22 protein-coding genes and 1 pseudogene are annotated in these 21,976 nt (G+C 65.3%); 19 read left to right on the plus strand and 4 right to left on the minus strand.

Translation table 11 applies throughout. The features are described 5' to 3' along the window. The first annotated feature begins 4 nt into the window (after nucleotides 1-4). Nucleotides 5-571 (plus strand): PIN domain-containing protein, encoded by a 567-nt coding sequence (locus ABD53_RS06315; protein WP_053057748.1) that lies wholly within the window; start codon nucleotides 5-7, stop codon nucleotides 569-571. A gap of 92 nt (nucleotides 572-663) precedes the next feature. Next, nucleotides 664-870 (plus strand): hypothetical protein, encoded by a 207-nt coding sequence (locus ABD53_RS06320; protein WP_047864896.1) that lies wholly within the window; start codon nucleotides 664-666, stop codon nucleotides 868-870. Here ABD53_RS06320 and ABD53_RS06325 read toward each other — a convergent pair. Together ABD53_RS06325 and ligA are read right to left on the minus strand one after the other, a co-directional pair. Then, a complete protein-coding gene (locus ABD53_RS06325; RefSeq protein ID WP_235401398.1) occupies nucleotides 867-1,826 on the minus strand; it encodes a nucleoside recognition domain-containing protein in 960 nt (319 codons plus the stop codon). The two genes, ABD53_RS06320 and ABD53_RS06325, sit on opposite strands and share 4 nt — an antisense overlap. Further along, nucleotides 1,826-3,811: an NAD-dependent DNA ligase LigA gene (gene ligA / locus ABD53_RS06330; RefSeq protein WP_047864968.1), complete on the minus strand. Its 1,986-nt coding sequence runs from the start codon at nucleotides 3,809-3,811 to the stop codon at nucleotides 1,826-1,828. Before ligA ends, ABD53_RS06325 begins: the two co-directional genes overlap by 1 nt. Before the next feature lie 197 nt (nucleotides 3,812-4,008). On the opposite strand from ligA, the gene ABD53_RS06335 reads away from it, so the two are divergent. The 7 genes from ABD53_RS06335 to ABD53_RS06365 all read left to right on the plus strand — a co-directional run bounded on the left by ABD53_RS06335 (nucleotide 4,009) and on the right by ABD53_RS06365 (nucleotide 9,444). Beyond that, nucleotides 4,009-4,362: a hypothetical protein gene (locus tag ABD53_RS06335; protein WP_047864897.1), complete on the plus strand. Its 354-nt coding sequence runs from the start codon at nucleotides 4,009-4,011 to the stop codon at nucleotides 4,360-4,362. Nucleotides 4,363-4,661: 299 nt separating this feature from the next. Beyond that, on the plus strand, nucleotides 4,662-5,378 hold the full coding sequence (locus ABD53_RS06340) for a hypothetical protein (RefSeq protein ID WP_047864898.1): 717 nt from the start codon (nucleotides 4,662-4,664) through the stop codon (nucleotides 5,376-5,378). Nucleotides 5,379-5,493: 115 nt separating this feature from the next. Then, nucleotides 5,494-6,288 carry a PspA/IM30 family protein gene (locus ABD53_RS06345; protein ID WP_047864899.1) on the plus strand — a complete coding sequence of 265 codons (795 nt, stop codon included), beginning with the start codon at nucleotides 5,494-5,496 and terminating at the stop codon, nucleotides 6,286-6,288. A 2-nt stretch (nucleotides 6,289-6,290) separates the two neighbouring features. Next, complete coding sequence (locus tag ABD53_RS06350) at nucleotides 6,291-7,130, plus strand: hypothetical protein (protein WP_047864900.1); 840 nt, start codon at nucleotides 6,291-6,293, stop codon at nucleotides 7,128-7,130. After that, entirely contained in the window at nucleotides 7,127-7,975 is an 849-nt protein-coding gene (locus ABD53_RS06355; RefSeq protein WP_047864901.1) for a hypothetical protein, read from the plus strand. Before ABD53_RS06350 ends, ABD53_RS06355 begins: the two co-directional genes overlap by 4 nt. 9 nt (nucleotides 7,976-7,984) lie before the next feature. Beyond that, the gene (locus tag ABD53_RS15790) at nucleotides 7,985-8,539 is read left to right on the plus strand and encodes a J domain-containing protein (RefSeq protein WP_053057749.1); all 555 of its coding nucleotides are present in this window, start codon (nucleotides 7,985-7,987) and stop codon (nucleotides 8,537-8,539) included. Between the two features lie 68 nt (nucleotides 8,540-8,607). Further along, the gene (locus tag ABD53_RS06365) at nucleotides 8,608-9,444 is read left to right on the plus strand and encodes a tyrosine-type recombinase/integrase (RefSeq protein ID WP_047864902.1); all 837 of its coding nucleotides are present in this window, start codon (nucleotides 8,608-8,610) and stop codon (nucleotides 9,442-9,444) included. 53 nt (nucleotides 9,445-9,497) lie between these two features. Here the strand turns inward: ABD53_RS06365 and ABD53_RS06370 are convergent, their stop codons facing one another. Further along, a complete protein-coding gene (locus ABD53_RS06370; RefSeq protein WP_200900304.1) occupies nucleotides 9,498-9,677 on the minus strand; it encodes a CsbD family protein in 180 nt (59 codons plus the stop codon). A gap of 288 nt (nucleotides 9,678-9,965) precedes the next feature. Here ABD53_RS06370 and ABD53_RS17440 point away from each other — a divergent pair, with 288 nt between their 5' ends. The 6 genes from ABD53_RS17440 to ABD53_RS06410 all read left to right on the plus strand — a co-directional run bounded on the left by ABD53_RS17440 (nucleotide 9,966) and on the right by ABD53_RS06410 (nucleotide 15,156). Continuing rightward, the gene (locus tag ABD53_RS17440) at nucleotides 9,966-12,179 is read left to right on the plus strand and encodes a hypothetical protein (protein WP_200900305.1); all 2,214 of its coding nucleotides are present in this window, start codon (nucleotides 9,966-9,968) and stop codon (nucleotides 12,177-12,179) included. Between the two features lie 45 nt (nucleotides 12,180-12,224). Next, entirely contained in the window at nucleotides 12,225-12,992 is a 768-nt protein-coding gene (locus ABD53_RS06390) for an E3 binding domain-containing protein (protein WP_047864904.1), read from the plus strand. Continuing rightward, the gene (locus tag ABD53_RS06395; RefSeq protein WP_047864905.1) at nucleotides 12,989-13,279 is read left to right on the plus strand and encodes a hypothetical protein; all 291 of its coding nucleotides are present in this window, start codon (nucleotides 12,989-12,991) and stop codon (nucleotides 13,277-13,279) included. Before ABD53_RS06390 ends, ABD53_RS06395 begins: the two co-directional genes overlap by 4 nt. 94 nt (nucleotides 13,280-13,373) lie before the next feature. Then, nucleotides 13,374-14,318: an E3 binding domain-containing protein gene (locus ABD53_RS06400; RefSeq protein ID WP_047864906.1), complete on the plus strand. Its 945-nt coding sequence runs from the start codon at nucleotides 13,374-13,376 to the stop codon at nucleotides 14,316-14,318. Nucleotides 14,319-14,470: 152 nt separating this feature from the next. Beyond that, on the plus strand, nucleotides 14,471-14,761 hold the full coding sequence (locus tag ABD53_RS06405; protein ID WP_047864907.1) for a hypothetical protein: 291 nt from the start codon (nucleotides 14,471-14,473) through the stop codon (nucleotides 14,759-14,761). Between the two features lie 86 nt (nucleotides 14,762-14,847). After that, on the plus strand, nucleotides 14,848-15,156 hold the full coding sequence (locus ABD53_RS06410; protein WP_047864908.1) for a hypothetical protein: 309 nt from the start codon (nucleotides 14,848-14,850) through the stop codon (nucleotides 15,154-15,156). 70 nt (nucleotides 15,157-15,226) lie between these two features. Here ABD53_RS06410 and ABD53_RS06415 read toward each other — a convergent pair whose 3' ends face one another. Continuing rightward, nucleotides 15,227-15,493 carry a hypothetical protein gene (locus tag ABD53_RS06415; RefSeq protein ID WP_047864909.1) on the minus strand — a complete coding sequence of 89 codons (267 nt, stop codon included), beginning with the start codon at nucleotides 15,491-15,493 and terminating at the stop codon, nucleotides 15,227-15,229. A gap of 257 nt (nucleotides 15,494-15,750) precedes the next feature. On the opposite strand from ABD53_RS06415, the gene ABD53_RS06420 reads away from it, so the two are divergent. The 4 genes and pseudogenes from ABD53_RS06420 to gltD all read left to right on the plus strand — a co-directional run. Continuing rightward, nucleotides 15,751-16,386, plus strand: a complete 636-nt coding sequence (locus ABD53_RS06420; RefSeq protein WP_053057750.1) for a hypothetical protein — start codon at nucleotides 15,751-15,753, stop codon at nucleotides 16,384-16,386. 63 nt (nucleotides 16,387-16,449) lie between these two features. Continuing rightward, nucleotides 16,450-16,812 (plus strand): hypothetical protein, encoded by a 363-nt coding sequence (locus ABD53_RS06425; protein ID WP_152670618.1) that lies wholly within the window; start codon nucleotides 16,450-16,452, stop codon nucleotides 16,810-16,812. A 180-nt stretch (nucleotides 16,813-16,992) separates the two neighbouring features. Further along, entirely contained in the window at nucleotides 16,993-21,579 is a 4,587-nt protein-coding gene (gene gltB / locus ABD53_RS06430; RefSeq protein ID WP_047864911.1) for a glutamate synthase large subunit, read from the plus strand. Next, nucleotides 21,579-21,976, plus strand: a pseudogene (gltD, locus tag ABD53_RS06435) (glutamate synthase); the annotation flags it as partial. The gene gltB and the pseudogene gltD, both read left to right, overlap by 1 nt.

The following is a 21,976-nucleotide window of genomic DNA, read 5'->3' on the forward strand; positions in this document are numbered from 1 at the left end:
ACTAGTGACAGGCTTTAAGGTGGTATTGGACGCAAACGTCCTGTACCCTGTGTATCTGCGGGACCTACTACTGCACTTCGCTGAAAGAGGATTTTACGAAGTTCGTTGGACCGATCAGATACTCCAAGAAGTAGCACGGAGTATCAAAAGAAAGCGGCCCGAGGCCGTACATCATAAAGTGGACCGAATGGTGGCTCGGCTGAATGTGGCCTTTGAGGAAGCTCGCATTACAGGCCACGAAGATTTGATAGAGGTGATGCAAAATCACCCAAAAGACCGCCACGTTCTTGCGGCTGCAGTGAAAGACAATGCAGATATGATAGTCACTAACAACGTGATCGACTTCCCTCGGGGAGCATGCGATAAATATGATGTCGAGATTGTCACACCCGACGAGTTTCTACTGTGCCAATGGGCGCTCTGCAACAACGATACGTTCTGTACGCTGCTTCAGGAGCTAGTGGATTCGTATTCTAAGCCTTCCTTTACGCTACCGGGCGTGGCTGCCGAGGCGTGGGCCAAGACAGTCCCGAACTTTAGCGAGGCTGTCTTGACCTACGTGTTGCGGTAACTCATTTAGAGTTAAGCTGAAGCTCTTCGGTCATTGGTGTGTAGTCAAAGGGGCGATGGATTGCTTGTAATTGCCTATAAAACGGAGATTCCATGGAAAGCAACAACCAAGAATACGCCATAAAGCAAGTCGGAGAGCGGTACTATCCTGTGATCGTGGACCACGACGCGGGCGGGCACTACGAGATCAACAACCCGCTAACGGGCGGCGTGCTCTCCTACAAGGACCCGGAGGCCGCCGAGACCTACATCCAGCGCGCCCGGGAACAGGGCGACCCGGAAGGGAACGAAGAGGGCTAGTCGGGCACCGTGACGGGCCTGCGCCAGACGGTCGCTATGACGGCCGTTAGCGCGACCGCGACGGTGAGGCGTATCAGGAGCAGCGGCAAGACGGGTATCCCGAGGGGAATGAAGATCAGGGTATCCTCCACCACCGCGTGACAGGCGCACAGAAACAGCAAGACGAGCGTGATCTCCCGCCGCGTGAACCCCTGTTCGCGGGCTTGCTCCAGGATCACGCCCGCCCCGAAGGCGAGGCCGAAGAGCAGCCCGCCGGCCATTGTTATCGAGCCGTGGGCCGGGATGCCCAAGGGTGTCACCAGTGGCCGCGTCCTCGCCGCGAACCGCTCCAGGGCCCCGAGGTCCTTGAGCACCTGGATAAACACCATCAGTGGGATGACGATGGCGGAGATCTGGATCACCCCGACCGCCGCCGACTGCAGCGCCCCGGTGGTGATCTCCAGAGGGCCGGAGGGCTCCGGCCCTCCCCCGGAGGCCAGCCCGTAGCCCGCCTGCGCCCCGCCGCCGGACCACACGAGGTTTATCGTGATGCCCGAGACCACGGCCAGGCCGATTCTGAAAGAGAGCACCGCCGCCAGACTCGCCCCGACCTGCCGGCACACCGCGGACTCCACCGGGAGTCCGTGCGAGAAGCTGAGCATCACCGCGAGGATAAAGACCTGCTTCACCGTCAGCCCCATCGTGAGGATCGCGCCGATGGCGGCGTACAGGTTCAAGAGGTTGCCGAGCAGGAGCGCGACCGCGGCCTCCTGCGGCAGGCCGAAAACACCCATGACCGGCGAGAGACCCGACAGCAGAAACTCGTACACCGGCGTGTAGCGTAGCAGGCTCACCGCGAGCGTGACGGGGAAGATGATCCTGCCGAGCTTCCACGCCGTCCGCAGCCCGGAGAGGAGCCCCTCCAGCCACCGCACCCTCGCCAGAGTCTTCGCTAGCCGGGCTGCCGCGCGGTTCACTAGCCGGGGAACAGCTCGGCGAAGCCCGCCTCGTCCAGCACCGTAACGCCGAGCTCCTCGGCCTTCGCGAGCTTCGAGCCCGCGTCCTCCCCGGCCAGCACGTAGTCCGTATTCTTGCTGACCGACGAGGTGAACGTCCCGCCCGCGCTCTCTATCCGCTCGACGAAGTGGCTCCGGGGCCGGCTGAGTGAGCCGGTCACCACCACCCGCTTTCCGACCAGCGGGCCCTCCGCCGCCTCCGGCTCCTCGCGCCCGAAGTCGAGGCCGCGCTCCATTAGACGCCGCACGAGCCGCCGGTTCTCCTCCAGTTCGAAGTACCCGACCACCGAGCCCGCCAGCACCCCGCCGACGCCGTCTATCTCGGCCAGGGACTCGGCGGATACGCCTTCCAGGAGGTCTTGGCCGCTGAAACGGGCCGAGATCAGCCCGGCGGTAACCAGGCCGACGTGCTGGATGCCGAGGGCGTACAGCACCCGCGAGAACGGCTGCTCTTTGCTGGCCGCGATGGCGTTTACGAGGTTCTCCGCGCTCTTCTCCGCGAAGCCCTCCAGCGGGGTTAGCTGATCCGGACGCAGCTCGTACAGGTCGGCCACGTCGTCCACGAGGCCGAGGTCGAAGAGCCGGGTGGCGAGCTTCTCCCCCAGGCCCTCGACGTCCATCGCGGACTTCGTAGAGAAGTGGATTATGCGCTCCACCGCCTGCGCCGGGCAGCGGGCGTTGACGCAGCGGGTGATCGCCTCACCCTCTGGACGGGAGACCTCCACGCCGCACACGGGACAGTGGGTGGGCATCTCGAAGGCGTACTCGGAGCCGTCGCGCGCCTCGGGGATGGGCCGCACTACCTGCGGGATCACGTCCCCCGCCCGCTCTACGACGACCTCGTCGCCGACGAGGATGCCCTTGTCTTTCACGTAGTCCTCGTTGTGCAGCGTGGCCTTTGAGATGGTCACGCCGCCGACGTTCACCGGGGAGAGGACGGCCTGCGGCGTGATGGCCCCCGTGCGGCCGACGTTCACGATGACGTCTTCGAGCCTGGTCCGCCCGGCCAGCGGCTCGAACTTGTAGGCTATGGCCCAGCGCGGCGACTTCTGCACGCTCCCCAGGGTTCGTTGTTGCTCTCTGGAGTCCACCTTCACCACCACGCCGTCCACCTGGTAGTCGAGAGACTCCCTCTCGGCGGCCCACCGCTCGCACTCCTGGATTACGGACTCTATGTCGTCGTGCAGCCGGTGGGGGTTCGCGCGCAGGCCGTACTCCTTTAGCCCGGCCAGCGCCGCCGAGTGGCTCTCGTACGCCTCTCCGCCCTCGCCGACGCCGTACAGAAAGACCGTGAGCGGCCGCCCGGCGGTGATGTGCGGGTCGAGCTGGCGGATGGACCCGGCGGCCAGGTTTCGCGGGTTCGCGAAGGGCTTCTTGCCCTCACTCTCCACCCGCCGGTTGAACTCCTCGAAGCCCCCGAGCGGGATGTACACCTCGCCCCGGGCCTCCAGGACCTCCGGTGGTCCATCATCCAGCCTCTCCGGGATGGAGCGTACCGTGCGGAGGTTCTGGGTAACGTCCTCGCCGACGGTGCCGTTGCCGCGCGTCGCGCCCTGCACGAGCCTCCCGGCCTCGTAGCGCAGGGATACGGCCAGGCCGTCTATCTTGAGCTCGGTAACGTATCTGACGTAGCCCGGCTCCTCGTCCTCTCCCAGCAGCCGCCTGACCCGGGCATCCCACTCCCGGAGCTCCTCTACCTTGCGGGCGTTCGCCAGCGAGAGCATCGGGATGGCGTGGCGCACCTGCTCGAACTCCTCGAGCGGCTCGGCCCCCACCCTCTGGGTCGGGGAGTCCTCGGTCGCGAGATCCGGGTGCTCCCTTTCGAGGTCTTCCAGCTCCCGGTACAGGGCGTCGTACTCGGCGTCGGAGACCTCCGGCGAGTCCTCCACGTGGTACAGGCGGTTGTGGCGCCGGATCTCGGCCCGCAGCCACTCCACCCGCTCCATCCGCTCGGGGGCGGGCTTCTGCGGGCTCTGTCCGTTACGCTCGCTTTGTTCGTTTTGCTCGGTTCGGGTGTTTGCCTTCTCGTCCACGGCGCGATTATACGCAGTGCCGCCCTCCTGCCCAAGACCTCCGGTCTGCGGCGTTGGAGGTAGCGTATACTCGGGCACGCGCCGGTGGATAGGAGAGTTGGCGGGTCAGGGTGCGCAAGGAGCTACAGAGCCCAGAAGAGTTCGACGAGGAGGTGCGGGAGGAGATCCGGCTATCTTCCGAGATGGATCTCCCGCTTCACGCGCTCTCGGTGTTGCTGCCCGGCGGCCCGGATGCCGACCCCGCCCGGCTGCTGGAGGAGATTCGCCGGGCGGATCTCGTGACCACCGGCTCATCGGGGGAGGTATCGCTCGTGCTCCCCAATACCTCGCCGAATAACGCCTGGCTTGTCGCCAGACGCCTGCTCGCGGCGGTGCCCGGCGCGGAGATAGGAGAGGCCGTCTACTCGCCCGACGATACCCCGCAGACCTTCCTCGACCGGGCCCGCCAGAACCGGGCCGGATAACGGTGGTTCAGGCGGCGGGATAAGGAGTGTCCGGAAGCGGCGCGCTACCGCTCGGACCTCGTGTTCGCCCTGCCCCGCCAACCCCGACGTACTCTCGATCCCGTCCCGCTACTATTACTGTCCGGGCTCTGCAGAGCGACCAGAAAACGACGTAATGATGCCTCTCTCGCCCGGGTCGTGTAGCTTCGTCCGGCCCTCGCGCCTCCTGTTTTCACGTAACGGGGCCCGTGGAGCGGGATTACAAATCATCGAGGCTACGCTACACTGCCCGGGTTATGGATACATCTCATACTGCATCCGTGCGCTCCAGGCTTCTCCCCAGGGTCGCCATCGCTTCCGTGCTAGCCCTCTCGCTCGCGCTCTCCGGCTGTTCGGGCGGTGGAGATCAGGGCTCCGGAAGCTCTGGCGGCTCTACCCAGAAGAACCAGGACGCCGGCCAGACCTCGGCCGCGCCACGAGAGACGACAGAGACCACGGCGGCCCCCGAGGCCGCGTCCACCGTCCCGGCCGGGGAGACCATACCGCAAACCACCGACCGGGGCGGCTCCACGAACGCGGAGGGCCAGGGTCCTTCCACCGCTCTCTCGGGCGGGCTGGAGGAGGCTCGGGAGAGAGCAAAGAGCTGGAACGAGGACGCCGAGCTCTACGCGATAGCCAGCGTACCGGCCACCGTGAACGCCGCAGGCGAGAACGGCGGGTGGCTATACTCCTTCGTCTCGGAGTCCGCCGGGGCGGTTATCAGCGTCCCGTACACGGGCGGCCGGCTGCGGCAGGCCCAGGGCCAGCAGTTGCCGGAGGGCCAGATCCGGCGTATATCGGGCGACACGCTCTCCACCGGAGATCTCGTGGATAGCTCCGAGGCCATCCAGAGGTCAGACGACGTGAAGAGTTACCTGGAGAACAACCCGCAGGCCGGGGCCTCGGCGGGCCTGGACTCGGGCTCGGGCGACGAGCCGGAGTGGATACTGAGCATCCCCTCCGAGGCTCTGCAGGACCGGGTCTCCGCCACCGAATAGGCCCGGCGTAGGCCAGACACCAGAGGGTTAGGGCCCGGAGCCTGGTTGGTATATAATCCGGGTGGCACCCGCAGGGTGCAAAAGGCCACGCGATGCCTGGAGGTAGCGGCGCGAGATGGGTAGGCTGACGAGGATGATCCGGGGCTTTTTCGGTAAGTTCACCTCCGGCGTGGAGCAACGCAACCCCGAGCTGCTGCTCGAAAACGCCGTGCAGGACGAGCTGGACAACCTCAAGAAGCTCCAGGTCGCTGCGGCCCGCACGATGGCCTACGAGAAGATGCTGGCCGACGACCTCTCCGAGAAGCGGAAGGTCGCCGAGGCCAAGGGCCGCCAGGCCCGCGAGCTCGCTTCCCGGGGCCAGCGCGAGGCCGCCGTCGAGGTGGTGCAGCAAAAGCGCGAGGCCGAAGAAGGCATAGAGGGGATCGAGAGCAGCCTCGAGGAGGCCCGCCAGAACTCTGAGGAGATGGAGCGCGCCTTCCGGGATCAGGAACGCCGCTACCAGGAGACCGTGCGCGAGCGCTCCGCGTTGGTGGAGGAGAACCAGCGCTCGAAGGCCATGCGCACCGCCAACGAGGCACGCTCCAATATCTCGCTCTCGGACTCCTCCCGGGATCTTGAGAAGGCCCGGCAGACGATCCGGCAGTCCTCCTACGAGGCCGGGGCCGTCGGCGAGCTGGGCGGGCCGAGCGAGGTGGAGCGCCAGATCGCCGACACCGAGCTGGACGTAAAACGCCTCGACGCCGAGAAGGAGCTTGAGATGATGGAGGCCGACATGGGCCTGCGTAGCTCCGATTCCCAGCAGCGCCTGGGATCCGGTGGGGATGAGCAGGCAGACGAGGTGGACGAGTCGGAGCTCGACGAGGCGCTCGGGGAGACCGATCAGGGCCCCGAGCGCCGGAGAGAAGGCTAGCCATGTCCGTCGTAAAAGCTGAAAAACGCCGCACGAACCTGTACAGGTTCGCCCCGCTCGGCGCGCTGGGCGGTTTTGGAGCGTTCGCAGTGGCCTCCGACGCCTCGCTTCTCGCGCTGGCGTGCGGTGCCGGGGCCGTGGCCGCCGGGAACCGGCTGTGGCGCGGGCGGCAGGAGGCTCCTTACAAGGAGCTGCGGCGTCGGATCCAGGACAACCTCTCGGAGCTTGGCAAGGTGGCGCGCGAGGATCGCATCGCCGCGCCGCAGATGAAACGGCTGGCCGGGCTGCAGGAGGGCCTCGTGGAGAGCTGGAAGCTCTTGCCCGAGGACTACGCCCCGATACTCTTCGAGGACCTCTCGGCCATCGTGACCGAGATCGAGGGCACCGTCCTCCTCGCCCGCCGGCGCTCGGCGCTGCGGCGTCACCTCGACGGCCTGGATCGGCGCGCCGTGGCTCGCCGCATAAAGGGCCTCGAAAAAGAGCTCGCCGCTCTGGAGCCGGATTCCGAGCTCCGCAAGCCCTTCGAGAACGCCCTCGCCAGCCGCTGCCGGGAGCTTGAGAGCCACGATGGTATTCTGGACGGCATCGGCGCCATAAACGCCCAGCTGGAGAACGCCGAGAGCCTGCTGTCCAGCCTCCGGGGAGAGATGCTCTCGGTTGATGCCGGGCTATCCGCCGGCTCGTCCGGCGGGCTCCGGGAGGATCGCCTGGAACACCTGCGGCAGCAGGTATCGCGTTTCCGGCGTAGCCTGGGCGAGGTAAGCCGGAGCGTAGAGGAGCCACCGGCGGGGGATGCTTCCGCCACGACACGCAAGCTGACGGAGCAGGTGACTGTTAGATGACAGAGTATGGAGATAGCCACCGGGACGAACGCTACCGGGATAACAGAGAGCGTGCCCAGGAGGCCGGGGATTCCGCAGAGTACGAGGGTGCGGAGCGTCGCAGCTTCTTCCAGAGGCTGCTCTTCGGCGACGGAGAGGAAGACGTCCAGCAGCCCGCCGGGATCTCCTCCGGATCGCGCGAGCTAGAGGAGTCCGAGGAGCCCCGGGAACTCCACGGCTTCACGGTCGAGCGCGCCGCGAGCGTCATAAAGGACATGCCCGAGGACGTGCCCCAGAAGAGCGCCGTCAGGATCGTGCGCCAGACACTGGCCGCCGCCAGCATAGAGGTCGGCGAGCTAGACCGCGCCACCCGCATGCGCGAGGCCAAGCTGGAGTCCCGCATAGAGCTCAGCCGGGGCCGGGTGGACGAGCTGAACGAGAAGACCGACGAGGTCATAACCTCCTTGCAGGACCAGATCGAGAAGGCCCGCGAGGCCCGGGACTACGGCGTCTCCGAGGAGGAACGCAAGATAAACGAGGCCCGTGACGGGCTGTCGGACGTGGACCTGGTAAGAAGCTTCTTCGACATCCGGGCGGACGAGCGCCGCTCCGAAGCCTCCAGCGACCAGCTCGCCGGAGAGGCGGAGACTCAAGGCGAGGAGTTCTGGAGCGAGCGTTACCAGGAGGGGCACGAGCCCCGCGGGGATGAGACCGAGATCATGGACCCCCTGGAGGACGACACCCAGGTGTTTGGTGACCCCGCGCCGGAGTACCCCCGGTACGGCGAGGAGAGGGGCGAGGATAGTCCCCATGGCCCTCACGATCCTCCTCAAGACCCCCAAGAGCCCTACGAACCCCGGAGGTAGACGGGCCAGTTGGGCATACCTAGACGTCTGGGACGCCTGGCCCGGGGCTTCGTCTCCACCCTGCAAGAAGACGAGCATCTCAACGAGCGCGTCCGGGAGACCCTCCGCAACGGCCGGGAGAGCGGCGAGAGCTTGAAGAGCGCCGTCGGCGCCGCCTGGCGCGGGGCCGCCGAGGAGTGGCGCTCCGCCGAGGAAGAAGAGCAATCAACCTCGGAGCAGGAAAAACGAGAAAAGCGGGAGAAGCGAGAGGACCGCGCAGGTGTGGGCGGCGAGGGTGGGCGGACCGGCTCCGGCGCGAAAGCCGGGCCGAGGACCGGATCCCGCCCGGGGGCCGGATGGCTGCCGCGCAAGTATCCGCCAAACGTGCTCGCCGCTTACCGGCGGCTCGGGCTCGAAACCGGGGCCGACATGGACGAGGTTCGCCGCAAGCGCCGCGAGCTCGTAAAACGCTACCACCCCGACCGCTTCTCCGACCCCGAGAAGCGTGTAAAGGCCGAGAGGCTTACGGCCCAGATCAACGCGGCCCACGATACCGTCCGCCGTCACAAGGCCCGCATCCTGTAAGGATGGTGCAGGGTCCGGCCGGCACTCTTCGTGTAAAATGCGAACATGACGTGGGATGAGGCTCGGATATGAGGGTTGCGGTGCTGCTCGAGGAGTTCAACGAGCACCTCGCCGACGACCTGGATACCAGCCCCCGCACCGCAGAGTTTTACGAGTCCGACCTGCGCGAGTTCTCCCGGTTTCTCGAAGGCCGGGGCGTCGAGGCGATAGAGGATCTCACGGTCGGCGAGGTGATGGAGTTCCGCAACCACCTGCTGGACTCCAAGCGCAAGAGCTTTACCGTTTACCGCAAGGACGCGGCGGTACGCCGCTTTCTAAACTGGGTCAGAACGGCGACCGACGCCGGCTTCGACCTCGACCCCATAGAGCCGGTCCACCAGCCGCTGGATCAGAAGATAGCCATCCTGGAGAACGAGGAGACCGAGAGGCTCCTGTCCTTCCCGGTAAACAGGCTCGACGACGCCCGCGACGCGGCGATGATGAGCCTGATGCTCGACACCGGGGTGACGGTAAGCGAGATCCGGGGTGTCCTGCGGGAGGACGTGGACCTCGAAGCGGCCCAGATACACCTCGGCCGTCCCGAGTCCTCACACCTCGCGCCCCGCACGCTAGCCCTGTCCGACGAGACGGTGGACGAGTTGCGAGGTTACCTCTCCCGGCGCGAAGACGAGACCCCGGAGCTCGTGATCGGACGCGCAGCCCGCCCGGTTACCACCTCCAAGTCGCTCCAGAACGCCATCTACAAGCGTTGCGACCAGGTCGGCCTGTGGCGAATCTCCCCGATGGTCCTGCGTCATACCTTCGCCGTGCGGCTCCTGCGCCGCGGCTACTCCCTGGGGGGGCTAAGAGACGCCCTCGGCGTGCGTGACACCACCAACATCGGGGTCTACAAGAAGTTCCTGTAGCTGGTGTAGTCGCTCCCGTCCGCGGGACCTGGCACGACCCGGCGTGACCCGGCCTAGCTGGTCAGATCCTTGAGGTCGCCCTTCTTCTCCTTGGCCGTGCCCTTGTTCTGGTCCTTGCGCCCCTCGGACTTCTTGGACTTGTCGCCGCTCGCCGCCCCGGCCGCCTCTTTCGCCCGGCCCTTGGCCTTGTCCTTGGCCGCCTCCGCCTTGTCCTGCGCGCTGTCCTTGCTCACGAGTGACCTCTTTCCTCTCCTCTGTTGCATTTCCCCCGTGCGCCGCCTCCGGGCGGGCACTATCGAGATAATTACCCCTCCCTGGCGGATAAAGAAACCTCTTCTACGCTCCTCTACTATATAAATAGTCAAAAAGATGCCGAGAAATCTTCTCTTCGGGATCAAAAGAGGATTAAATGACCCGGAGCCAGGGAAAAAGGGGTAATACACAGGAAAATCTGTATCTGGAGAATCTGTTGCGGCCTGCGGGCCGGTCAGCATATAAGAGCCAGCGGTAAAGGGGTAGAGGTGACGGACACGCAGACCAGAGGCGGTCAGCAACAAGAGCAGCAAGGGCAACAAGGGCAGCAAGCTCAACAGAACCAGCAGAACCAGCAGGAGCAGCAAGAGCAACAGAACCGGCAGAGCCAGCAATCCCGGGGGCAGAACGGTGGGGAGAGCTCCGGTCAGGGCGGGCAGTCCGACGGGAACAACACGCCTGCCCGTCAGGGCTCTCAGGAGGATGACCGCACCTCGGCCCAGAAGCCCGAGGAGTACAGGTTCGCGAACAACATCCCCACGGACGAGACGGTACCCGAGCGGGCGTACCAGAACTACGTGTTGGAGTACGACGAGAACGACGCCGCCTTCTCGGGCAAGATCCCGGACGTTCTGCTAGACGTGCCCGTGGTCAAGGTCGACGAGATCAACTTCGAGCTCAACGATCTGAGGGCCAAGGTCGACCTGTACGCGGAGGTCCTGGACCTCGTCAAGCTCCAGGTCGGGGTGGACGCGTACCTGGGCAGGGTCAAGCTGGTGATCCGGGGCGTCGAGGCGCAGGCGCTCTTGAAGGTCAGGCTAGACAACGTCACCGCGATCATAGACCGGGTGCTCACGACCATAGACCGCAACCCCCAGATTATCGAGAAGCTGGTCGAGAGCGTGGGCTCGGCGGTCGAGGACGTGGGCTCCGGTGCGGGCTCCGCGCTCGAGGACGTCGGCCGGGGCGCCGGCTCGGCGGTCGAGGACGTGGGCGCGGGGGCCGGCCAGCTCGTCGGCGACGGCCTGAACTCCGCGGTCGAGGACATCGGTGAGGGTGCCGGTTCAGCGGTAGAGGATGTCGGTGAAGGAGCCGGCCAGCTCGTCGGTGAGGGCGTCAACTCGGCCGTACAGGACATCGGAGAGGGCGCGGGCTCCGCCGTCGAGGATGTCGGAGAAGGTGCTGGCTCCGCCGTGCAGGATCTCGGGGAGGGCGCAAGCTCCGCCGTGGAGAGCGTTGGCGAAGGCGCCGGCTCGGCCGTGCAGGATATAGGAGAAGGCGCTGGTTCTGCGGTCGAGGACGTCGGAGAAGGTGCGGGCACGGCCGTACAAGAGGTCGGCGAAGGAGCCGGCTCCGCCGTGGAAGACGTGGGCTCTGGAGCGGGCTCCGCGGTCCAGGAAGTCGGAGAAGGTGCGGGCTCGGCGGTCGAGGACGTAGGCTCCGGGGCGGGATCGGCCGTCGAGAGCACCGGTGAGGCCGTGGAGCAGGTCGGTGAAGGAGCCGGTTCCGCGGTAGAGAGCACTGGCGAGGCCGTAGAGCAGGTCGGAGAAGGCGCAGGTTCCGCCGTCGAGAGTACGGGCGAAGCGGTAGAGCAGGTCGGAGAAGGCGCTGGCTCGGCGGTCGAGGACGTCGGTTCCGGCGCCGGAGAGGCCGCCAGCGAGGTTGGCCAGGGCGCGGGCCAGGCCGTGGGTGAGGTCGGAGAAGGGGCCGGACAGGCCGCACAGCAGGCCGGAGAGGCGGCAAATCAGGCCGTCGAGGGCGTGAGCGAGACCGCCCAGCAGGCCACCCAGGAGCTAGGAGAAACCGCCCAGCAGGCCACGGATCAGGTCACCGATACCGCCCAGCAAGCGACGGAGCAAGTGGCAGACACGGCGCAACAGGCTACCGAACAGGCCGCCGACACCGCTCAACAAGCAACGGAGCAGGCTACCGATACCGCCCAACAGGCCACCGAGCAGGCCACGGATACGGCGCAGCAGGCTACGGGCGAGGTAGCGGATACGGCTCAACAAGCCGCCGGAGAAGCCACCAGTACCGTTGAGCAAACTACCCAGCAGGCAACCGACACTGCACAGCAGGTGACGGATCAGGCCACGGATACGGCGCAACAGGCCACTGAGCAGGCCACGGACACCGCCCAGCAGGCGACTGAACAAGCGGCGGATACTGCTCAGCAGGCTGCCGGCGAGGCGACCGAGACTGCCCAGGAGGCTACGGATACCGCCCAGCAAGCCGCAGGAGAGGCGGCCCAGACCGTGCAGCGTTCGGTGGACGAGTTCGGGAACATCCTGGAAACCACCTTGAACGAGAACGGCGAGGTGACGAGTGAGGATCTCGCCGGCAGCGTCTCCGAGTTGCCTATAGAAGAGGAGTACATAGACGATCAGGGGCGGACCGTGAGCCGCGCGAAGGACGAGTCGGGTAACGTCTTCGAACAGGTGACCGATGACGACGGGAACTTTATAGAAGCGCGCCAGCTCTAAACGTGTGGCGAGCATCGAAACGGAGAGAAGCCGAGAGGAGAAGGGGTGACCGAGAGACAGCCTGACGAGGCGCTGGAGAAGCTGAACCAGGGCATACGGGAGTCGCGGCAGTCCATGCAGCGCCAGACGATGGAGCTCGCCCAGGAGTACTTCGGTGATTCCGTGGAGGGGCTCAAGAAGCAGATAAAGGAGAGCCGCGCCACGGTGGAGGGCTTGCCGGAGCAGCTACCCGGCGGCCAGGAAGAGTCGTTCCAGATGCTCTTCCAGGAGCTGATGAACAGCTACTCCAAGATCGAGAACTGCCTGCAGGAGGCGGAGAACGAGGTCGCCTCTCTCGATACCGAGAGCCTGCGGCGGCAGGGCGAGGTCGAGGCCTCCGAGGCCGCGCTCCGCGAGGCGCGGGAGCATGGCGTGGACCTTACACAGGTCGAGGGCTCCGGGGAGGAAGGCCGGGTACTCGTCGAGGACGTCAAGGACGCGGCGCCGGAGGCCTCCGACGCGGCCCGTCGCGAGGCCGAGAAGCGTGGCGTGGACCTCTCCGAGGTGGAAGCTAGCGGGGCCGGGGGCAGGATCATCGTCAGCGACGTGGTCGAGTTCGCGGACAGCAGGGCCGCCTCTGAAGCCTCAGAGGCCTCGGAGGCCACGAACGGCCAGATGGCAGAGTCCTCCAACGAGGCCTCTCGGGGAGCCGCCAGGGTCACGAGCGCCGCCCGCAGGAAAGCCGAGGACCTCGGCATAGACCTTACCGGGATAGAAGGCTCCGGGGCGGACGGTCTCGTTACCCTCAAAGACGTAGTGGGCGCCGACCGATGAGCGGCGGCCGGCGAGAAGAGCGGGAGGAGCCGGATCTCGGGCTTTCCGCCCGCGCCAGCGCACGGAGCCTGCGTTTCGAGACGACCTCCAAGGTAGAGACCGAATTCCGGGGCGACGTCTCCGAACGCTCCTTCTCCACGAGCCGGAGATATAACCTTCCAGCGGAGGTGCGGGAAGGCGTCGAGTACCACAACGCCGCCGCCGAGCGGCGGGACTCCGTGTGGACCGAGAACCACGAGAGAGCCGGGAGGAGTCTCGGAGGGCCTCGGAACGAGCAAACCGAATAGGGCCGGAAGAATAGTAAGGACCGTTCGTGCGCGGCACGGACCACAGGCGTTGAAAAGCCACGAAACTCCTTGTAAGAGGTAAAGAAGGGTAAAAATGACCGAACAGGCGCAGAACCTGCAAGAGCAGATCCAGGAGCAGACCCTACAGAGCGTCAGGGATTACTACAGTGAGACCCTCGGCCAAGTAAAGAATCAGCTCCAGAGCAGCAGCGAGCAGCTCGAAAACATAATGCAGCAGCTACCCGAAGAGAGCCAGCAAGAAGTTCAGCAGATGGTGGACTCCCTAAACTCCCTCGAGGAGTCCTTCGACCAGTCCGCCTCCGAGCAGGGAATCTCCGAGATGGTTGACCAGGCCACCGAACAGGCCCAGCAACAGGCCCAAGAGGCGGCGGACCAGGCGCAGGAGACAGTAACCGACGTGCTGGAGAGCGGCAGCGGCTTACTAGACGAGTATACGGACGATCAGGGCCAGACCGTGCAGCGCACCCTGGATGATTCGGGGAACATCGTACAGTCCACCCTCGACGAGGCGGGCAACGTCGTCAACGAAGAGGATCAGGGCAACCTCAGCGACCAGGAGCCCACGAGCGAGTATACCGACGAGCAGGGAAACACGGTCCGCGAGTACACTGACGAGGCCGGCAACGTGATCCAACAGGTCCTGAACGATGTCGAGGAGCTGCTAGGTCTGGATATAAAGGGCACGACGGAGACGGTCACCGAGACCGCGCAACAGACCGCAGATCAGGCCACGCAACAGGTGGAGGACACCGCCGGGCAGGCCGTGGGACAGGCTACCCAGGCCGTAGGCGGCCTCACCGGAGGGGGCCAAGAGCAAGGACAAGAGCAGGGTCAAGAGCAAGACGGGGAGCAGCAGGAGCAGGGCTCCGAGAGCGAGGAGGAGCAGCAGGAGCCGGAGGTTACGCAGGCCGCCGCGCAGAAGGCTCAAGAGCTCGGAGTGGACCTCTCCTCTATACAAGGCTCTGGCGCTGACGGACGCATTACCGTCAAGGACGTTACGAGCGCCGCCAGCGGCTAGGCCCGGCTGTTAGATCCGGTTGTCTAGCGCGAGGAAGCCGAAAGGTCTGTTTGTGCGGGGCTCGGGAGGCTGGCGGGAACCGGCGCTATGCCGGGTTCCCCGCCGGCCTTCCGTTTACCTTCGGTGCCCCGGCGTGATTGGAGGAGGTTTGAATGGCTGAAGTAGGAGCCGGCGGATCGAGGATACACGGAGACTACAAGAGACGCCTGGTCAAGGCGGCCCGGATGTACGCCATGTGTCAGAAGGCGGAGGTCGCAGAGCCGCTGGACGTGGTGGGGCTGGCCGTGGCCGCCTTCGAGGACATAACCCTTACCAAGTCCATGGTATTCGTGCGGGGCAACGAGCAGAACATAGAGGATCTCGCCTGGGCCTTCAAAAACGCGAACTCGGCGGAAGAGTTCGAGCAGAGGGTCAAGGAGATAGGAGAGCCCGGGACGGGATAAAGAGCCCACGCCTCTAGGAGCCCGATACGAGGTATCATGGGTCCGCAAGAGAGGTGTGAACGGGGTGCGGACAGGGGAGGTCCTGGTTGCCCGAGGGGAGAGACGCCGGTTCCTGGGAGGGTCTTGAGGACCCCCGGATGTGGCGTTTGATGCTGGCCCGGCTACACCCGGATGCCGGGGGAGATGAGGAGTTGTTCGCCTTTGCGTGCGCCGTGAAGGAAGAGGTGCACCGCGAGAGGCCCCCGGTCAGAAGGGCCGCCGGTGCCCGCGGCGAGTCCCGGGCGCGTCACTGGGAGAGACGTGCCGCAGAGGGCTTCCTCGAGGACTGGCAGTGGGCCATGTCCTACTGGTCACTGCGTAACCGGGAGGCCCTCCGCAGCACCCGGCACCGCTAGGTACGCGGCGGGCCCGCTACATCGGTTCTAGGAATCTCTCGTGTAGAAGTTCCCCGTAGGCGGTCCCTACTTACTGCTGGGCCTGTTGCTGAGACTGTTGCTGGGCTTGCTGCATCCTCCTTATCTCGCTCCACACAATGTCTCCCGACTCCCGGAGCATGCGTATCGCCTCGCCTTGATCCGGATAGTTCAGCTCCATCATGCTCTGGACTTTTCTGATGTCCGTTACCGCCTGCGCGAGATGCTGCTCCGGGCTGGCCTGCTGCTCCTGCTGGCTCTGTTGACTCTGTTGTGACTGCTGCTCTTGCTGGCCCTGTTGCTGGTTGCCCTGTGACACGTTTCTCTGCCTTTCTTGCCGCATACGCGGCGCATTGCGCGATCTACGCTGTTGGCTGCATTACTTATACCCGCTAACCCGGGGGAAAACACCCTCACCGCCCCCGCACGAGCCGGAGCAGGGCGATAAGCCTAGATGAGACCGTTAGCGGGTAAGCTCCTGGTAGGCCGTTCGAGCGTGGGCCCGGGAGTTGCGTTAGCCTGCGAGAGCGGCTTTGTGAGGATTATATTTGCGGTCCTTATGGAAGGAGAGGTGGGATGTCATCTGAAGATAGAGGGGGACGCTCCGGGAGGTCTACCTCGTCAGAGGCGTCAGAGACGTCAGAGGTTTCAGAGGCACCGGAGGAGGCGGGCTCGCAGACGGGAAGTTCAGAGGGTTACGAAGGCTCGGGGTCGGACTATGCCCGGGCCGACCCTGACGTATTACTCGACGTTCCGAAGGTACACGTAGAGGAACTCAACCTGGAGGTGCAGGATCTCCAGGCCCAGGTCTCGCTGCGTACGCGGCTCTCCGATCTGCTGGAGATAGACGTGGGCCTCAACGTCTCGCTCGACACGGTCAAGCTAGAGACGAAGGGGGTAGAGGCCGAGGCCCAGCTAAAGGCCCGCCTGGAGAACGTGCAGGCCATGATCGAGCGCACCCTCTCCTCGGTAGATGCCAATCCCAGCCTCATCAAGGAGCTGACGGAGCTCTCCAGAGGCGGCTCCCAGGGTGAGGGACAGGCCGCCCTGGAGGAGTCCGACTCCAGCAGGGAGGTTACCGAGGCGGCCATGAAGAAGGCGGAGGAGCTCGGCATGGACCCCTACTCGCTGCAGGGCACGGGCTCCAGGGGCCGCGTTATCTTCAGGGACGTGCAGCGCGCGGCTCGGGACTCTCGGGGGAGGCGCTCTTGATTCCCGCCGAACTACCGGGGCGCTCGTGCATTACAATACGGCTTATGAACAGGGGCAACAGCCATGTCCGATAACAGGGAAGCCAGAGAAGCCAGAGAGTCCCACGAGAGTCGAGAGGGAGGCGAGTCTCCTGGGAGAAGCTCTGACCTCTTCTCGAACCCCAGGGTGCGGCGCGGCATAGAGTATATACAGGGCGAGGAATTCAGAGAGGACCGCAAACGGTTCCAGCGCGGCGCCGGTGAGCGGCTGAAGAACATCCGGGATCGCTACCGCCAGAGGGGACGCACCCCAGAAGAGGTGGCCCGCGAGCGTGAGCTTTCGCTCCGGCTCGCCGAGGTCGAGGCCGAGGCTGCTGAGGCCAGGCTCAGGCTCTCCGAGCTGCTCGAAGAAGAGCGCAAGCTCCGCTCCGAGCTGGAGGCGTTGTAGCATGAATAAACATACTTAGAAGGCGCGCCCGACGGCGCTAGAAGGGCGTGGCGGATCCGGTAGGAGTCTCTGGAACACGTGAATATTGATTCAAAAGCGGGGCTCTACCCTTGAGGTAAGGCTGAGGTTAGTGTAAAAAGACCTCTGCTCTGCTACCCGTTCGACCCTCAGGAGGCGTTTTTGAGAAGTTCCGCACCCTCCAACGCCGGTCTCTACGATCCCTCGTATGAGCATGATGCTTGCGGTCTCGGGTTCGTGGCCCGGATAGACGGCGAGCAGACCCGCCGCACGGTGGACGAGGGGCTGGAGATCCTGCGCAACCTCGCGCACCGGGGGGCCGCCGGTAGCGAGCCGGAGACGGGCGACGGCGCGGGGCTCATGATCCAGGTCCCGGACGCCTTCCTGCGCGAGAAGCTGGCCGAAGAACGCGGCATAGAGCTGCCGCCCATCGGCGAGTATGGCGTCGGGGTGGCGTTCATAGACGGCGACGACGATCACGAGGATGTCATAGAGCGTGTCGTGGCCGAAGAAGGGCAGAGCTTTATCGGGTCGCGCGACGTCCCGGTAAGGCCGGAGGCCATCGGGGACTCCGCCCGCCGGGTCATGCCACGCATCCGGCAGTTCTTCATACAGGACTCGCGGGGCGGCGAAGTGGATCAGGAGGCGTTCGAGCGCAAGCTGTACGTGATCCGGCGCCAGATCCACAAGGCGATCGGTGAGGAAGCCGGCAGCGACTACTTCGTGGTCAGCCTCTCCTCGCGGACGCTGGTGTACAAGGGTCTGCTGCACGGCGAGCAGGTCCCCGAATTCTACCCGGACCTCCAGGATGAGCGCATGAAGAGTGCGCTGGCGCTGGTTCACTCGCGGTTCTCGACCAACACGCTGGGTAGCTGGGAGCTTGCGCATCCGTATCGCTACGTGGCCCACAACGGCGAGTTCAACACCCTGCGCGGCAACAAGAACTGGATGCGGGCCCGGGAGGCGCGGCTGGAGAGCGAGCGTTTCGGGGAGGACCTGACCAAGATCTGGCCCGTCATCAACCCTGGTGGCAGCGACTCCGCCGCCTTCGACAACGCCCTCGAAGTGTTGCATCTTGCCGGACGCAGCCTGCCGCATTCGGTCGCCATGATGATCCCGGAGGCCTGGGAGAACGACCACCTCATGCAGCCCGATCGCCGGGCCTTCTACCAGTACCACAGCTCGCTCATGGAGCCGTGGGACGGGCCGGCCGCCGTGGCCTTCACCGACGGCTCGGCCATCGGGGCCACGCTGGACCGCAACGGCCTGCGCCCGGCTCGCTACGTCGTAACCCGCGACGGCCGCGTGGTCATGGCTTCGGAGGACGGCGTGCTGGATATAGCGCCCGAGGACATAGTGGAGCGGTCGCGCCTCAAGCCGGGCCGGATGCTCGTGGTGGATACCGAACGGCACGAGATCCTACGCGACGCCGACGTCAAAAAGGAGCTCGCGAACCGTCAGCCCTACTCCGAGTGGATACAGCGGGGTGAGATCCACCTGGACGAACTGCCCGAGGCCGAGCCCAACGGCTCCAAGAACGGTACAAGGAAGGCCGAGAAGGCGACCCTGCAGCAGCGCCAGCGCGCCTTTGGCTACACGATGGAAGACACGGACATGCTGCTCGCCCCGATGGCGAGCGAGGCCAAGGAGCCCGACGGCTCCATGGGCACCGACACGCCGCTTGCGGTGCTGTCCGAGCGGCCGCAGCTACTCTTCAACTACTTCCAGCAGCTCTTCGCCCAGGTCACCAACCCTCCCATAGATCCCCTGCGCGAGGAGATGGTGATGTCGCTGGCGATGTCGCTCGGGCCGGAGAAGAGCCTCTTCGGCGAGACGCCCGAGCACTGTCAGAGAATACTCGTGCGCCAACCGATCCTCACCGACGCCGAGCTCGCCAAGGTGCGAGAGCTGTCGAGGCCGCCGTTCGCCTCCGAGACGCTCCACACGCTGTTCGACGTGGCGAAAGATGGCGCGGGGCTGGAACATGCCGTCGAGGAGCTTTGCGACCGGGCCGAGACCGCGGTGCGCGGCGGCGCGACGGTCCTCATACTCTCGGACAAGGGCGTGGATGAGGAGCGTGCCCCGATACCGAGCCTGCTGGCGACCTCCGCCGTCCACCACCATCTGGTGCGGGCGGGACTACGGACCAGCACGAGCCTCGTGGTCGAGACCGCCGAGGCGCGGGAGGTACATCACTTCGCGGTGCTCGTCGGCTACGGGGCGTCGGCGGTAAACCCGTACCTCGCCTTCGAGAGCATCGCCGGGCTCGCGGAGGACGGGGCCATCGGCGTGGCAAACGGCGCCGAGGCCATGAGCGTCGAGGAGCTCGAGACGAACTACGTCAAGGCCGTTGGTAAGGGGTTGCGCAAGATCATCTCCAAGATGGGTATCTCGACGCTGTTTAGCTATAACGGGGCCCAGATCTTCGAGGCCATCGGCCTGGACCGGGACATGACCGAGCGTCACTTCACCGGCACCGCGAGCCGCATCGGCGGCGCGGGGTTCGTGGAGATCGGGCGCGAGGCCGCCGAGCGTCACAAGCTCGCGTTCCACGCCGTAGAGGGCGCGCCGTCGGAACTGGATATGGGCGGCGAGTACACCCAGCGGATGCAGGGCCAGTACCACCAGTGGAACCCGGCCAGCATCGTGCCGCTGCAGCGCGCCGTCGGAACCGGGAGCTACGAGCACTTCAAGCAGTACACAGAGCACTTCGACTCCGAGAGCGCGAAGCTCTCGACCCTGCGCGGCCTCTTCGACTTCGAGCAGAGCCCGATACCTATAGACGAGGTCGAGCCTGCGAGCGAGATCGTCAAGCACTTCTCGACCGGCGCGATGAGCCTCGGCTCTATCTCTCGCGAGGCGCACGAGACGCTGGCGACCGCCATGAACCACATCGGCGGCAAGTCCAACACCGGGGAGGGCGGCGAGGACCCCGAGCGGTTCGCAGACGATAGGCGCAGCTCCATAAAGCAGGTCGCCAGCGGCCGCTTCGGGGTGACGACGGAGTATCTGGTGAACTCGGACGTATTGCAGATCAAGATGGCCCAGGGCTCCAAGCCCGGCGAGGGCGGACAGCTGCCGGGGCACAAGATCTCGGACTACATCGCAAAGATCCGGTACTCCACCCCCGGCGTCGGTCTCATAAGCCCGCCGCCGCACCACGACATCTACTCCATCGAGGACCTGGCGCAGCTAATCCACGACCTCAAGCTCGCAAACCCGCGTGGCACGGTGAGCGTGAAGCTCGTCTCCGAGGTCGGGGTGGGCACGGTCGCCGCCGGGGTCGCGAAGGCCAAGGCCGACCTCATCACCATCGCTGGCCACGACGGCGGCACGGGCGCGTCTCCGCTCTCGTCCATAAAGCACGCCGGGCTTCCGTGGGAGCTCGGGCTGGCGGAGACGCAGCAGGTGCTGGTGCAGAACGACCTGCGCAGCCGGGTCATCATCCAGACCGACGGCCAGCTAAAGACCGGGCGCGACGCCATCGTGGCGGCGCTACTCGGGGCGGAGGAGTTCGCGTTCTCGACGGCGCCGCTGGTGTCGGTCGGGTGCATCATGATGCGCGTGTGTCACCTGAACACGTGCCCGGTCGGCATCGCGACCCAGGACCCGGAGCTCAGGAAGAAGTTTACCGGCACCTCCGACAACGTGGTCAACTACTTCTTCTTTTTGGCCGAGGAGATGCGGGAGTACATGGCCGGGATGGGCTTCCGTACGATGGACGAGATGATCGGGCGCTCCGACGTGCTCAAAACGCGCGAGGCGGCCCGGAACTGGAAGACGCGGGGACTCGATCTCGACGCCATCTTCTACAAGCCGGAGGTGCCCGAGGGCCGGGGGATCCGCAAGTCAATCCAGCAGAACCACAACATCGAAAGCTCGCTAGATAATGAGCTAATCGAGAAGAGCGCGCCTGCGCTGGAGCGTAAGGAGACCACAGAGTTCGAGATGCCGGTAAAGAACGTCCACCGCACGGTCGGCGGGATGCTTGCAGGTGAGATCGCACGCCGCTACGGCAACGAGGGCCTGCCGGACGATACGCTGCGCATCGAGTTCAAGGGAGTGGCGGGACAGTCATTCGGAGCCTGGGGTACGCACGGCCTCACGATGCGGCTAACCGGCGCGGCCAACGACTATGCCGGCAAGGGGCTCTCGGGCGGCAGGATCGCCATCCGGCCCGACGAGAGAGCCGGCTACGACCCGGACGGCTCCATCGTGACCGGCAACGTTGCGCTGTACGGGGCTACCGGCGGCGAGGCGTACTTCCGGGGCAACGCCGGGGAGAGGTTCGCGGTTCGTAACTCCGGCGCGCACACGGTCGTCGAAGGAGTTGGGGATCACGGCTGCGAGTACATGACCGGCGGCGTGGTGGTCGTGCTCGGCGGCACCGGGCGCAACTTCGCTGCGGGAATGAGCGGGGGCTTCGCCTTCGTTCTGGACGAAGGCGGCGATTTCGAGAAGGTGTGCAACAAGGAGATGGTCGGCCTGGAGGCCGTCGATAGCGAGGACGACCGGGAGCTCCTCTGGAGCATGATCGAGTCGCACTTGAACTGGACCGGGTCGGAAAAGGCGCGGCGGGTGCTCGAAGACTGGGAGAACGCGTTACAGAAGTTCGTGAAGGTAATGCCCGAGGACCTCAAGCGGGTGCTGGCCGAACAGCAGCAGGCGGACCTGGAGCGGGTAGATGAGGAACCGGACGCCGAGTTGGCGGAGGATCTGGGTGTAAAAGGAGTGGAGGTGAGCAGGTAGTGGGTGATCCCAGGGGCTTTCTCAAGATAGGCCGCAAGCCGACCCCCAAGCGTGACAAGGTTGAACGGCTGCAGGACTACCGCTACGTGTACGAGCCGATGCCCGACGACGATCTCAAGGATCAGGCGTCGCGGTGCATGGACTGCGGCGTGCCGTTCTGTAACACGGGCTGTCCTCTGGGGAACCTCATTCCCGACTGGAACGACCTCGTGTACAAGGCCCGCTGGAAGAGCGCAATCGAGCGGCTGCACGCCACCAACAACTTCCCGGAGTTCACCGGGATGCTATGCCCGGCGCCGTGCGAGTCGGCGTGCGTGCTGGCGATCAACGACGACCCCGTCACGATCAAGGAGATAGAGCTCTCCATTATCAATCGGGCGTTCGAGGAGGGCTGGGT

This window comes from Rubrobacter aplysinae, from assembly GCF_001029505.1.
In the GTDB taxonomy this organism is placed as follows: Bacteria; Actinomycetota; Rubrobacteria; order Rubrobacterales; family Rubrobacteraceae; genus Rubrobacter_A; species Rubrobacter_A aplysinae.